General features: G+C 67.5%; 13 protein-coding genes and 1 pseudogene. 4 read left to right on the top strand and 10 right to left on the bottom strand.

Annotation, left to right across the window (positions count from 1 at the left end):
* Positions 1-35: 35 nt before the first annotated feature.
* Both N800_RS02935 and N800_RS02930 read right to left on the bottom strand, forming a co-directional pair.
* Positions 36-1,712: a phosphoethanolamine transferase gene (locus tag N800_RS02935; RefSeq protein WP_036134579.1), complete on the bottom strand. Its 1,677-nt coding sequence runs from the start codon at positions 1,710-1,712 to the stop codon at positions 36-38.
* Complete coding sequence (locus tag N800_RS02930) at positions 1,709-2,425, bottom strand: phosphatase PAP2 family protein (protein WP_198032455.1); 717 nt, start codon at positions 2,423-2,425, stop codon at positions 1,709-1,711. The genes N800_RS02935 and N800_RS02930 overlap by 4 nt, the downstream gene beginning before the upstream one ends.
* Before the next feature lie 340 nt (positions 2,426-2,765).
* On the opposite strand from N800_RS02930, the gene N800_RS02925 reads away from it, so the two are divergent.
* Positions 2,766-3,479 (top strand): response regulator transcription factor, encoded by a 714-nt coding sequence (locus tag N800_RS02925; RefSeq protein ID WP_036134577.1) that lies wholly within the window; start codon positions 2,766-2,768, stop codon positions 3,477-3,479.
* Positions 3,466-4,728, top strand: a complete 1,263-nt coding sequence (locus N800_RS02920) for a sensor histidine kinase (RefSeq protein WP_036134576.1) — start codon at positions 3,466-3,468, stop codon at positions 4,726-4,728. The genes N800_RS02925 and N800_RS02920 overlap by 14 nt, the downstream gene beginning before the upstream one ends.
* 26 nt (positions 4,729-4,754) lie before the next feature.
* Here N800_RS02920 and N800_RS16415 read toward each other — a convergent pair.
* From N800_RS16415 to N800_RS02900, 5 genes and pseudogenes are all read right to left on the bottom strand, one after another.
* Positions 4,755-4,892: pseudogene (locus tag N800_RS16415) on the bottom strand (alpha/beta hydrolase family protein); the annotation flags it as partial.
* A gap of 95 nt (positions 4,893-4,987) precedes the next feature.
* Positions 4,988-6,124 carry a cyclopropane fatty acyl phospholipid synthase gene (cfa, locus tag N800_RS02915; protein ID WP_036134574.1) on the bottom strand — a complete coding sequence of 379 codons (1,137 nt, stop codon included), beginning with the start codon at positions 6,122-6,124 and terminating at the stop codon, positions 4,988-4,990.
* Positions 6,125-6,167: 43 nt separating this feature from the next.
* A complete protein-coding gene (locus N800_RS02910) occupies positions 6,168-6,983 on the bottom strand; it encodes a DUF3298 and DUF4163 domain-containing protein (protein ID WP_036134572.1) in 816 nt (271 codons plus the stop codon).
* A gap of 124 nt (positions 6,984-7,107) precedes the next feature.
* Positions 7,108-7,821 carry a pseudouridine synthase gene (locus N800_RS02905; protein WP_036134570.1) on the bottom strand — a complete coding sequence of 238 codons (714 nt, stop codon included), beginning with the start codon at positions 7,819-7,821 and terminating at the stop codon, positions 7,108-7,110.
* Positions 7,822-7,986: 165 nt separating this feature from the next.
* Positions 7,987-8,274: a GNAT family N-acetyltransferase gene (locus N800_RS02900; RefSeq protein WP_036134568.1), complete on the bottom strand. Its 288-nt coding sequence runs from the start codon at positions 8,272-8,274 to the stop codon at positions 7,987-7,989.
* Positions 8,275-8,419: 145 nt separating this feature from the next.
* Between N800_RS02900 and N800_RS02895 the strand changes: the two genes are divergently transcribed.
* Positions 8,420-8,617 carry a hypothetical protein gene (locus N800_RS02895; protein WP_036134567.1) on the top strand — a complete coding sequence of 66 codons (198 nt, stop codon included), beginning with the start codon at positions 8,420-8,422 and terminating at the stop codon, positions 8,615-8,617.
* 10 nt (positions 8,618-8,627) lie between these two features.
* Here the strand turns inward: N800_RS02895 and N800_RS02890 are convergent, their stop codons facing one another.
* Positions 8,628-9,236, bottom strand: coding sequence for a rhomboid family intramembrane serine protease (locus tag N800_RS02890; RefSeq protein ID WP_036134565.1), 609 nt, complete (start codon positions 9,234-9,236; stop codon positions 8,628-8,630).
* Positions 9,237-9,240: 4 nt separating this feature from the next.
* Positions 9,241-10,854, bottom strand: a complete 1,614-nt coding sequence (locus N800_RS02885; protein WP_052107852.1) for a POT-type proton-dependent oligopeptide transporter — start codon at positions 10,852-10,854, stop codon at positions 9,241-9,243.
* A gap of 230 nt (positions 10,855-11,084) precedes the next feature.
* On the opposite strand from N800_RS02885, the gene N800_RS02880 reads away from it, so the two are divergent.
* Positions 11,085-12,860: a M14 family metallopeptidase gene (locus N800_RS02880; RefSeq protein ID WP_036134563.1), complete on the top strand. Its 1,776-nt coding sequence runs from the start codon at positions 11,085-11,087 to the stop codon at positions 12,858-12,860.
* Positions 12,861-12,868: 8 nt separating this feature from the next.
* On the opposite strand, the gene N800_RS02875 is transcribed toward N800_RS02880, so the two are convergent.
* Positions 12,869-13,474 (bottom strand): YdeI/OmpD-associated family protein, encoded by a 606-nt coding sequence (locus tag N800_RS02875; protein ID WP_036134562.1) that lies wholly within the window; start codon positions 13,472-13,474, stop codon positions 12,869-12,871.
* Positions 13,475-13,488: the final 14 nt, after the last annotated feature.

Genomic DNA, 13,488 nt, shown 5'->3' with positions numbered 1-13,488 from the left:
TCCGGGTTCCGCCCTGCCCGGCTGGCCTGCGTGGATCAGGCCTTTGACATCACACACCCCTTGAACAGGTCCCGCCCCGGGTCGTACTCGCGGGTGCGAACCTGCAACAGGCCCAGCACCGAGTGGAACAGGTTGTCGTGGCTGGCCGGCTGCTGGGTACGGGCGCGCATGCACGCCAGGTCAATGCCGCGGCTGGCGGCCATGCCGGCCGACATCCACATCATCATCGGCACCTTGATCTGGGTGTCGGGCGCGATGGCGTACGGTACGCCGTGCAGGAACAGCCCCTTCTCGCCCAGCGATTCGCCGTGGTCGGAAACATAGACCAACGCGGTGTCGCGGTCCTTGTGCGCGGCCAGCTGGCGTATCGCCTTTGCCAGGAAGTCATCGGTGTGCAGGATCGAGTTGTCGTAGGCGTTGATCACCTGCTGAGACGAGCAGTCACCCAACTCCGACGTGTCGCAGGTCGGGGTGAAGCGACGGAACGACTGCGGGTAACGCTCGTAGTAGCTGGGGCCGTGGTTGCCCAACTGGTGCAGTACCACCACCGCGTCGCGCGGCAGGCGGTCCACCTTGTCCATCAGGCCGCTCAGCAGCACGTCGTCCATGCAGCCGTCGGTGGTGCAGTCGCCGGGCACGGTGCCGTGCTCGAACGACTCGAACGGCAGGCCCTCGCAAACGCCCTTGCAACCGGTCTGGTTGTCACGCCACAGCGTGGCGATGCCGGCGTGGTCGAGCACGTGCAGCAGCGACTGCGAATGCTTGATGCGATCCTTGTCGTAATCCGCGCGGCCCCACGGCGAGAACATACATGGCAACGACACCTCGGTGGCCGAGCCGCACGCGGTGACGTCGGCGAAGTTAAGCGGCGCCAGCGCAGCCAGTTGCGGCGTGGTCTGACGCGCGTAACCGTTGAGGCCCCAGTTCTGCGCACGCACCGTCTCGCCCACCACCAGCACCAGCAGTCGCGGCTTGGCGCCGGCCGGGCGCCCTACCACCTTGGCATCCAGACCAATCGGGGCGCGCGGTCGCTGGGCGCCAGCATGGTCTTCCAGCGTCACTTGGGCCAGCGACACCAGATAGTTGCCGGGGGCGATGAGGTAGCGCAGCTCCTTGTGGTTGCGCATCAGCGCCGAGACGTTCTGGAATGACAACAGCAGGGCCACGACCGCCACTGCGGCCACGCCCGCCATCCAGGCCGCACGCTGCCACACCGCGCGGGCCAGTGGCCGGCGCACGATGCGCACGCGCCAAAGCGCCACCGCCGGCACCACGCCAGTCAGCATCACCCAACCCACCATGCCCGGTGCGAACAGCTCACGCGACTCCTTGGTATCCGTATGCAGCACGTTGCGCACCATGTCCGCATCCAGGAACACGGTGTAGGCGCTGGCGAAATACGCGGCGGCCGCGGTGCCCACCAGCAGCAAGGCCAGCAGTGGCTTCACCGTCCAACGGTTGAGCAGCACGCCCAGCAGCAGCGCATGCAGCGCGGTGATGGCCAGGAACATCGATACGCCGGTCAGCGCGCCACCGGCGCCATGCAGCGACCCGGTGGCCACCACGGCGCGCCAGTACGCGAGGTTGAACACCACCGAGAAGTACAGGCTGGCCATGCAGGCCAGTTGCTCGACCGTCAACCATGGCCGCACCGCCGCCCACCGCCGCGCGGTCGCCCACAGGCCGCTACGCGGCCACGCCACTGAACTCATGCCACGCCTCCGCGCCGACCGGCCAGGCGCCAGACCACCACCGCCACGCTCCAGCACAGCAGCGCGGCCCACACGTCATGCGACAGGAAATGCGCGCCGCGCAGTTGCTGTGCCAGACCAAACACCAGGCCCGTCACCACGCCCGTCGCCAGCCCGAACCAGCGCCACGACGGGCGCACGGCCAGGAAGAAGAAGTACAGCGCGGTCCACGCATAGCCGGCACTCGCGTGGCCGGCCGGGAAGCAGCGGTTGTGCCCCAGCGTCGCCGGGCGGGCCTCCCACAGCGCCACGAACGGCCGGTGGCCGCCGTACTGCAACAGGTCCCACGGGCAGTCCATGTTGGACCAGGACTTGATCCACGCCACCAGGCTGGTCGCCAGCAGCACCGACACCGCCAGCACTGCCAGCGGCCGGCGCGAGTCGCGATATGCCGTCCGCCGCCACGTCATCACCCACGTGGCCAAGACGGCCAGCCATGCCAGCGTGGACAGGTCGCGGCCCATCCTGTGGATGAGTTCCTCGGTCACAAAGGCCGATTTCAGCGCCCAGCGCTGGCCTTCCAGACCATAAAGCCAACTGGTCCAGCGGAAGTCGAAATCGGTGGCGGTCATCGCCGCCAGCACCATGCTCCCCACCAGCCACGGCACCCAGAGCTCCGGCCACGGTGGCAGCCGATGGCGCGGCGTCACACCTGGCTCGACGGCATGCCTCACCGCGGCATCGAGCCGCGGATCGTTTGCCGCCCTGGCCGCCAGACGCCAGCCGGACTGGCCTCTGCGGGTACCTTGGGGATTGGAGGAGGAGAAGTCCACCGTATGCGTGCCGAGTACGAAGCCCGCGGCGATGGTCGGGCCGGCGGCGTCGGAGAGACGTCGGAGGCTTGTAAAAGGCTCGTTACAGGCGTTACGGGGTTCACATTTCCGCGCTTGCCGCCGCCCCGGCCACCGCCCAACATGGGCCGACGGGCCGTCCCGGACATTGTTCCGACATCGGCCCACGCAGACTGCCCGACCGACTGTTTCAGGCGCTCTTGGCGCGAGGACACCCGCTTCCATGCGGATACTGGTGGTGGAAGACAACCGTAGCCTGGTGGCCAACCTCTTCGAGTACTTCGAGGCACGCGGCCACGTGCTCGATGCCGCGCCCGACGGCCGCACCGGCCTGCACCTGGCGCTGAACCACCCCTACGACGCCATCGTGCTGGACTGGATGCTGCCGCGCATGGAGGGCCATGAAGTGGTCCGCGCCCTGCGCGAGGCCGGTCGTGACGTGCCGGTGCTGATGCTGACCGCACGCGACGAACTGCCCGACAAGATCGCCGGCTTCCGTGCCGGCGCCGACGACTACCTGACCAAGCCCTTCGCCTTGCCCGAGCTGGAAGTGCGGCTGGAGGCCCTGCAAGCCCGCGCCACCGGCCGCGGGCGCACCCGCGTGCTGGAAGTGGCCGACCTGCGCTACGACCTGACCACGCTGGAGGTCACCCGTGGCGGTCGTCCGCTGCACCTGTACCCGGCCTGCCGCAAGCTTCTGGAGGTGCTGATGCAGGCCAGCCCCGCCGCCGTCACCCGCGAACGCCTCGAACAGGCACTGTGGGGCGACAGTCCGCCCGACGGCGACATGCTCCGTTCGCACATTTACGAACTGCGCCGCAGCGTCGATGGCACCGACGCTACCAAGCTGATCCACACCCTGCCCCGCGTCGGTTACCGGCTGGGGCCTGCCACCGAAGGCGCGCCAGTCCCGGAGGCGATGCATGGCCAAGGCTAATCTGCGCCAGCGCATCCTGCTGGGCATGCTGGCGTACCTGGTGCTGCTGACCCTGGCCGTCATTGCCTACGGCGCCATCACCAACGAGTACGCCGAACGCCTGGTCTGGCGCGCCATTCTGGCGTCGGAGCTGGACTACCTGGCCGAGCGGCGCAGCCAGGACCCGGCCGCGGCCTGGCATGACACCGCCTCGATGCGCCTGTACGACGGCAGCCCGGGTCGCACCATCCCTACCGACCTGCAGGCCCTGACGCCCGGCCTGTATGACGACATCGAACACGACGGCATGCCGATCGCTGCGCTCGTGCGGGACATCGATGGACGCCGTGCCGTGCTCACCATCGACATCACCGATTTCGAGCAGCACGAAGAGCACTTGGCCCGCGTGGTGATGGGCGCGGCGCTGGCCATGACCTTCCTGCTGGGCTTGGCGGTGTGGCTCAGCGTCAACCACCTGGTGCGGCCGTTGAATGCGTTTACGCGGCAGATCGGCGACCTGCGCCCGGACCAGCCCGGCCAGGAAGTGAGCTTGCCGCACACCGCCAGCAGCGACCTCGACGCGATTGCCGAGGCGCTCAACGGCTACCTGCGGCGCAACGACCGCTTCGTCGAGCGCGAGCGCGCCTTCATCGACAGCGCCAGCCACGAGCTGCGCACGCCGATCGCGGTGATTTCCGGCGCCGCGGAGATCGCGCTGACGCAGCCGGACGTCACTCCCGACGTGCACCAGCGGCTGGAACGCATCCAGCGCACGGCCTCGCACGTGGAGCAGCTGATCTCGCTGCTGCTGGTGCTGGCGAAGGAGCCGGCGCAGTTGGGCAAGGCGAGCGACCGCATCGCCCTGGACCAGTTGCTGCCCGAAATCGTGGACGACCACCGCCATCTGCTGGAGGACAAGGCGCTGACCGTACGCGTGGACCCGCTGCCGGCCAGCGAGATCCAGGCACCGCTGGCCATCGTGCAGGCGGCCATCGGCAACCTGTTGCGCAATGCCATCGAGAACAGCGACCGCGGCGAAATCCGCGTCCGGCTGGAGGCGCCCGCCACCGTGGTGATCGACGACCCTGGCCACGGCATGAGCCCGGAGGAGATCAGCGCGATCTACGCCAAGCTGGCGCGCGGCGGTGGCGACCGCGGCGGCGGCGGCATCGGATTGGACCTGATCTCGCGGCTGTGCGAGCACCTGCACTGGCAGTTGCGTTTCGACTCCGCACCGGGGCGCGGGACCACGACGACACTGCGGTTCTGACGCCGGACTGTTTCTTCAATTCAGTGTGCCTGCATCGCCTGCACGATCTGGTCGCTTTCGGCTTGCTTCACGCGCGGGTCGTTGGCGCCCTGCCCGATCAGCAGTAGCTTGTTGATGGCCTCCATGCGGGTCAACGGCGAACGAGCTGCCCGCAATTGCTTGCCCTCCGGCGCGCGCGCGGGTCAAACGGAGGAGTCATCGTTCTCCGGGCAGCGTCAACGCCTCCACCCTGGCCATACAGCTCGCGCCGGCGGTGGTTTCAGCGCACGGCCGTGAGTCCGCCCGGCACGCCGCGTGGCGACATCACGATCTGCCACAACTGCGAGCGCCGACTGCGGAACGTCGCCATCGACGCCGCCAGATAGAAGCGCCACATGCGCCGGAAACGCTCGTCGTAGCGCGGCGGCAGGTGGTCCCACGCCGCCTCCACATTGTTGCGCCAGGCCTGCAACGTGCGGTCGTAGTCGGGTCCAAAACCGTGCCAGTCCTCCACCACGAAACGACCTTCGACGGCGCTGGCGATCTGCGCAGCCGACGGCAGCATCGAATTGGGGAAGATGTAGCGACCGATCCACGGGTCGGTGTGGGTGGCGGAGATGTTCGTGCCGATCGTGTGCAGGAGGAACAGGCCACCCCCGGTCGCCGGGTCGTCGCGCAGGCAGCGGCGCACCACGTCGAAGTAGGTGCGGTAATTGCGCACGCCCACGTGCTCGAACATGCCGATGGACAGGATGCGATCGAACGGCTCGTGCAGCTCGCGGTAGTCCTGCACGCGGATCTCCACCGGCAAACCGGCGCATAACTCGCGCGCGAACGCGGCCTGCTCCTTCGAGATGGTGATGCCCACACCGGACACGCGGTAGCGTTCGGCGGCGAACTTCAAGGCCTCGCCCCAGCCGCAGCCGATATCCAGCACGTGCATGCCGGGGCGCAGGCCCAGCTTGCGGCAGACCAGGTCCAGCTTGGCCTCCTGCGCGGCATCCAGGTCGTCGACATGGGCCCAGTAACCGCAGCTGTACACCATCCATTGGCCCAGCATGGCGCGATACAGGTCATTACCGAGGTCGTAATGGCGCTCGCCCACTTCGCGACTGCGCCAGCGGGTCTGCAGGTTGGTCAGGTGTGCGCGCAGGCCATCGAGCACCCAATGCCAGCCATGTACGCGCTGGTCGAGTTGGGCCTGCAGCAGGCGGGTCAATAGGCCGTCCAGATTCCGGGTGTCCCAGCAGCCATCCATGTAGCCCTCGCCCAGCCCCAGCGAGCCTTCGGCCAGCAGCCTTGCGTACAGGCGCTCGTCATGGACCTGCAGGTCCCAGTCGCGCTCGCCGTCCATCCGCACGTCGGCCAGCGCCAACAGGCCGGACACCCTGTGTTTGAAGGGATGCACTGCCGCCATCGTCCACATCCTCGGTGGGCAACGCGGCCAGCATAGCGCGGGCTTACTGGGTGGCGAAGAGGTCGCGGTATTCGGGGCCGATCAGCGGCAGCAGCGTCGACGCCGGGAGCTGCACCGACTGCACCCCGTCGGAGTACGGCCCCACCTGATACGGCGGGAACACGAACTTCAGCCCGGCCAGCTTGCCGCCCGGGCCCGGCACCGGCTCGAACTGGCGGAAGCTGGTTGCATTGGGCGCGGTCCCCTCGTCGATCATGCGGCCCGCGCTGCGGGCCATCTCGGCGCGATCCTGGGGGGAGAGCTCATCCGCGTCCAGGCGCTGCGACAGTGCAGTGTGCAGTTGCTCGCGGATCAGGTCGGACAGCGGTTTCCAGTTCTTCGCATCGGGCACCAGCCGCTCGGCGGTCAGACGCCGGTTCTGCTTGGGCAACCACACGAAGCGCTCCAGCAGCGGATTGCCGTGCGCGCCGCCGGTGTAGCTGCTGCCGTCAGCCGCCACGGCCACCAGGTCGGGCGTCTCCAGGACGTCGCTGAAGGTGAGCGACAGGTCGTACATCTCGGCAGCGCTGCCGTCGGCGCCCCTGCCCTTGGCGGCAGTCACCAGTTCGGCGCGGGCCGCATCCGCGTACGCCTTGATCTCGGCCGCAAGCCCGGGATAGCGCGCCGCGGACTTGGGAAAGGTGATGCCCACCATGTAGCCCGGCTGGCTCTCCACCACGTCCTGCAGCCCCGTCGGCGGCGCGACTGGCGTGGGGGCGGGCTCGGCGGTGGCGACGGCAGCAGGCGTCGGCGCGGGTTTCTCACGCTCGCAGGCAGCCAGCGCCAAGGCGACCAATGCAACAATCAGCAGACGGCTCATGGGGAGGCAATCCGTTGTCCAATCCAGTCGAAATTTCAGCCGACCATAGCCGTCGGCATGTGATGAACGCATCCAGAAAACAGGCGTCGGCCCTGGTTACAACGGCGTCCGGCGACGCCGCGGGTCACCACTCGGTGCGGTTGGGCAGCAGCCCGCGCAGTTCCGCGTCGGTGAGGTTGCGCCATTGGCCAATCTTGAGGTGACCCAGCTTCACGTTGCCGATACGCACGCGCACCAGCTTCTTCACCCGCAGGCCAAAGTGTTGCGCCATCAGCCGGATCTGGCGGTTGAGACCCTGCACCAGCGTGATGCGGAAGCCGAACTTGCCCAGCCGCCCCGTCTTGCACGGCAGCGTGGTCTGGCCGTGCACCGGCACGCCGCGGGCCATGCCGCGCAGCACCTCGTCGGTGATCGCGTGGTTCACCGCCACCAGATATTCCTTTTCCAGCTTGTTTTCGGCGCGCAGGATCTCGTTGACGATGTCGCCGTTGCTGGTCAGCAGGATCAGGCCTTCGGAATCCTTGTCGAGGCGGCCGATCGGGAAGATGCGCTTCTCGTGGCCGATGAAGTCGACGATGTTGTCCTTGACGTCGGACTCGGTGGTGCAGGTCACGCCCACCGGCTTGTGCAGCGCGATGTAGACGTGCTTCTTCTGGCCCTTGGCGGCGGTGCGGACCTGCAGCTTCTGGCCGTCCACCAGCACTTCGTCGCCCTCGCCCACCTCGGCGCCAACGCGGGCGCGGATGCCATTGACGGTGACCCGGCCTTCGCCGATGAGGCGGTCGGCCTCGCGGCGTGAGCAGAAACCGGTGTCGCTGATGTGTTTGTTCAGGCGCATGGGGGGCGTGGGCCGGGCGCGTGGTGGGGGGCGCATGCTGGCACAAACTGGGCCAGGCTGCATGCTTTGGGGGGCTTGGGCGCCGCGATCCAGCCCCTCCGGCAGGTCGTCAGGGCCCGGTCCGCCAGCGACGACCTGGCCGCCTGTTATTGCATGACGGGCTTGTCAGCCCAGCAGGTCACCCACCGTCTCGTGATGTCGCCGCGCCCAGACGTCGGCATAGGAGCACTCCGGGCGCACCTTCAGGCCACACCTGCGGGCGTGGTCGAAGGCGGCCTGTACCAGTTGCCCGGCGATACCGCGACCGCCGATGGCGGCCGGCACGATGGTGTGGGTGATGACCAGCACCCCGGCCTCCACTTCGTAATCCAGATGCGCAATGACACCTTCCACCGTGGTGGCAAAGCGGCAATTGGCGGCATCGTGGTGGATGGCGGGAGCCGGATGGGTCATGGCGAGGCCTCGAGGGTAAGTCGGCAATATCAGAGCGTGCCGGATGGCACCGCGGCGTGAACATGCCTGCAGGCCGGCGCTGCCGGTTTCGCCGATCGAGTGCGTTGGATCATGCACAGTCCACGCATTCCAGGGGGGAACCACCATGGCCACTTTGTATCCCACGCCGCTCCAGGCCCTCTCAGACGAGGCACTGGTGGAGCAACTGTATGAGCTGTCCTGCGACGACGTCTACCCGGCCACGCTCGCGGCCGAGCTCGACAGACTGGTGCACCACCGGCTGACCAACACCTACGGGGAACCCGAGTCCGCGCCCGCCTTGCGCGTAAGCAGGGCCGGCTGATCCCGCGTCGTCAGCGCAGGAACGAGGGGCTGAGCAGCCGTTCCAGGAAGACCGCGCCCACGCGCGGCTCCATCAACAGCATGAACAGCACCCCGTAGATCGCGCCCGCCAGGTGCGCGCTGTGGTTGACGTTGTCGATGCCCTGCCGGTCCATCCAGAACGAGTAGCCCACGTAGAACACCGCGTAAAGGATGGCCGGCACCGGCACGATGGTCACGAAGATCAGCGACCACGGTTGCAGCAGCACGAATGCGAACAGTACCGCCGACACGCCGCCGGACGCACCCAGGCTGCGGTACCGCGCATCGTTGCGGTGCCGCAGGTAGCTGGGCAGCATCGCGACGACAATCGCGGACAGATAGAACAGCAAAAAGCCAAACGGACCGATCAGCTGGCTGATCACGCCTTCGACCATCCGGCCGAAAAAGAACAGCGTGATCATGTTGAGCAGCAGGTGCTGCCAATCGGCATGGACAAAGCCGTGCGTCAGCAGGCGGTCGTACTGGTGCTGGCGGCTGACGGCCGGTGGCCACAGGGTCAACCGGTCCAGCAGTCGCAGCCGGTCAAACGCCAGCCACGACACCAGCACCGTCACCGCGATCAGGGCGAAGGTCAGCACGCGGTCAATCCGCCGGCCGGTAGTTGTCCACGACAGGGTAGCGCCGCGCGTACCACCCGAAGGCCAGCGCCGCCACCAGCGCGAAACCGGCGAAGAAGAACATCAGGAACGCAGTCTCGCTGAACCCGGTCTGCGCTATCTGGCCGGTCACCGTGTCATTGCGCACGGCGGCATTGGACAGCAGCACCCACAGGTTGCCGATGGTGGTGGTCAGGTTCCAGAAGCTCATCACCACGCCCTTCATCGACAACGGCGCCTGGCTGTAGGCGAACTCCAGACCGGTGGCCGACACCAACACCTCGCCGAAGGTCAGCAATGCGTACGGCAGCACCTGCCAGACGATGGACATCGGCGTACCGCCATCCATCTGCAGCTGGATCAGGCCGACCACGATCCAGGCCAGGCCGCTGAAGGCAATGCCCGCGGTCATGCGGCGCAGCGCGGTCGGCTCGAGGCCGAAACGGCGCAGCGCGGGATACAGGACCAGGTTGTTGAACGGGATCAGGATCATCACCAGCGCGGGGTTCAGCGCCTGCATCTGCGATGCTACGAACCATTCCGGCTTGGCCATCGCATTGCCCTGGATGACCCAGGTGGAGGCCTTCTGGTCGAACAGGGAATGGAACGGCGTGACCAGGGCGAAGATCACCAGCAGGCGCAGGACACTGCGCACGCCGGCGATGGCGGCGTCGGGATGCACGCCGCGCGCACGGTCCAACTGCAACCACGCGCCCCCGCCCACGCCGGCCACCAGCACCACCAACGCCAGGCAGAACGTGATGACGAAGCCGAAGTCCTTCGGCCACCATGTGGCCAGGCCAAGCGCGGACAGCGCCCAGCCCAGCAGCATGCCCACCGCGACCGCGACGCCGGCAACAGCCAGCGCCCGGCCGGGCGCACCCTCGCCTTCGCGCGGGGTATTGAGCGCGGTGCGGATGACGTTGGCGAACGAATGCGGGTCACGCGTGCGCGCCGGGGGCACCATCACGTACTTCTTGCGGCCCAGCCACAGCACGAAAGTGGCGACGAACATCAGCAAGCCCGGAATGCCGAACGCCACGCTGGCCCCGTAGTTCTTCAGGAACAGCGGCATCAGCAGCGACGCGAACAGCGATCCGAAGTTGATGATCCAGTAGAAGGCGTCGAACACCACCTTGGCCAGCTTCTCGTTGGACTTGTCGAACTGGTCGCCCACGAACGATGCCACCAGCGGTTTGATGCCACCCGCGCCCAGCGCGATCAGGCCCAGGCCGGTGAAGAAGCCGGTGCGGCTCTCCTCGAAGATGGCCAGGCATGCATGGCCAGCGCAGTAGATCAGGCTGAACCAGAAGATGGTGTTGTACTTGCCGAAGAACCGGTCGGCCAGGTAGCCGCCCAGCAGCGGGAAAAAGTAGACGCCGATCATGAACTCATGCATCAGGTCCTTGGCAGCCAGTTCGCGCTCGCTGCCCGCCGTGATGTGCTGCAACAACAGGCCCGTGATCAGGAACTGCACCAGGATGTTGCGCATCCCGTAGAAACTGAAGCGTTCGCAGCCCTCGTTGCCGATGATGTAGGGGATCTGCCGCGGCATGCGGCCGCGATTGGCGGTGGCAACGGTGCTGGTGGTGGACGACATCGAGCGACCCTGATTTGGTGCAAAGGGGCAAAGCCTACCCCATCCACAGGGGGTGTTTTCCACCTCCCCCCATTCATCTTCGAAGCCGCCTTAGCCGGTCAAGCCCGCCCGAGGGCGGTTTGGGGCCTGCCATTACCCAATTGACCCTGCTGGTAGTCGTGACCTCCAGCAGGGTCTCTCACAGCCGACCGGACTTACCATCGGCGATTGCCTTGTCTCCGGACCGTCGAATGAACCGAATGCCGCTGCTTGCCGCCATCCTCGCCTGCCTGTCCGCGACCGCCACCGCGACGCCGGCCGACAACGGCGGCCTGGCGACGATCTCCGAGCACTCCGGCTTCGTCCGCACCGGCCGCTACGACGAGGTCATCCGCCTGTGTGAGACCTTCGCCCGAGCCTACCCCGCCGCGGTGCGCTGCGAGTCCTTCGGCACCACGCCGGAGGGCCGCCCGATGCAGGTCCTGGTGGTATCGAAGACCGGTGCCTTCACTCCGGAGGCCGCGCGCGCCCGGGGCCTGCCGGTCACCCTGATCCAGGGCGGCATCCATGCGGGTGAGATTGACGGCAAGGACGCAGGCTTTCTCGCGCTTCGGGAGAACCTGGAGGGCAAGGCCGGCAAAGGCGCGCTGGAACGCCAGGTGTTGCTGTTCGTGCCGGTGTTCAACGTCGATGGCCACGAACGCTTCGCACGCTGGAACCGCCCCAACCAGCGCGGCCCCGAGGAAATGGGCTGGCGCACCACCGCGCAGAACTACAACCTCAACCGCGACTACGTGAAGGCCGACACGCCGGAAATGCAGGCAATGCTGGCGCTGGTGAACCGCTGGGACCCGCTGGCCTACGTGGACCTGCACGTCACCGACGGCGCCAAGTTCGAACACGACGTGTCGATCCAGGTCGAACCGGTGCATGGCGGCGATGCAGGCCTGAGCAAGGCCGGTACCGAATGGCGCGACGGCGTGATCGCCGCGCTGGCCAGGCAGGGTTCACTGCCACTGCCGTTCTATCCGTCGTTCGTGGAGAACGACAATCCGGCGTCGGGCTTCGAGGACGGCGTGGCGCCGCCGCGCTTCTCGCAGAGCTACATCGCCCAGCGCAACCGGCTCGGCATGCTGGTGGAGACGCACTCCTGGCGCGAATACCCGCATCGGGTAAAGGTCACGCGCAACACCATCCTGGCGGTGTTGGACCTGGTCGCCCGCCATGGCCAGCGCTGGCAGGCGGAGGCGCGTGCTGCCGATGCCCGAGCCGCGGCGGTGGCCGGGCAGCCGGTGGCGCTGGATTACAAGGCTACCGACAAGGCGCGCACGATCGCCTACCGGGGTTATGCCTACACGCGGACACCGTCGGAGGTATCGGGTGCGCTGATGACGCGCTACGACGAGACCAAGCCGCAGATCTGGCACTTGCCGCTCCGCGACGAAGTGGTCCCGTCGCTGACCGTGGCGGCGCCACGCGCGGGCTACGTGGTGCCCCCCGCGCACGCCATCGCGGTGGCCCGCCAATTGGACATCCACGGCGTCGACTACCGGCGTCTGGACACGGCACTCACGCAAACCCCGGTGCAGGCGTTCCGCGCCACCCAGTCCGAAGCGGGCAAAGGCTCGGTGGAAGGCCACCAGCGCCTGACGCTGCTGGGGGCATGGGGCGAGGAGCGCGCGGACATTCCCGCCGGCGCCCTCTTCGTGCCCATCGCCCAAGCCAAGTCGCGGCTGGTGATGGCGCTGCTGGAACCGCAGGCACCGGATTCCATCGCCGCGTGGGGCGGGTTCAACAACGCCTTCGAGCGCAAGGAGTACATGGAGGACTATGTGGCCGAGGAAGTGGCCCGCGAAATGCTCAAGGACCTGGCGGTGAAGGCCGAGTTCGACTCACGCCTGAAGGCGGACGCCGGCTTCGCCGCCAACCCGGCTGCGCGGCTGGAGTTCTTCGCCCGTCGCCATTCCTCGTGGGATGCGCGCTACAACCTGTATCCGGTGCTGCGGCTGGACCAGGCTCCGCGCTGAGGGACACCTCAGCAGTTCATGTACTTCCAGTTGCGCGGTTTGCCTTCGGCCATCCATTCCACGGCCTGGGCAAGCCGCCGCTGGCGGGTGTCGTTGCGCTTGGCCTCGGTGATCCATTCGATGTATTCGCGCCGTTGGCTCGGCGGGAATGCATCGAAGGTCTCCTGCGCCGCGGGCATTGCCGCTAGGGCGCGCACCAGGTCCTCCGGGACGGGCAGCGCGGGTCGGGGCGAGGCTTTCGCGGGCTTGCGGGTCGCGCCTTCATCGATCAGGCGCATGGCCCGCCGGACGTAGTCCTCCAGCACCTCGCGCGGCGGAAGCTGGGACACTTCGGTCAGGCGCCCGAACTGCCCCATCGCCGCCTCGGCGCGGCCGGCCGCGGCGCCCAGCACCTTCCCGCCCTGCCAGAAACCGAACGTGGCGTGCTGCTTGAAAGCCGCCATGCCGCAGACCAGCTTGCCCTTGTAGGTCAGGTGCGGCGATCCCCACTTGAGGGCCTCCTCACCTTCCGGGCAGGCCCCGCCCATCACGTCCCGCAGGTAGGCCAGGATCGGCCGGGCGAACGGGGCCGACCGGGCGATGTAAGCGTCGATGCGGGGATCAGGGGTGGCCATGGCGGACCGGCAAC

It is taken from the genome of Lysobacter daejeonensis GH1-9 (assembly GCF_000768355.1).
GTDB classification, from domain to species: Bacteria; Pseudomonadota; Gammaproteobacteria; order Xanthomonadales; family Xanthomonadaceae; genus Aerolutibacter; species Aerolutibacter daejeonensis.
This window is presented reverse-complemented; position numbering and strand designations above follow the sequence as displayed.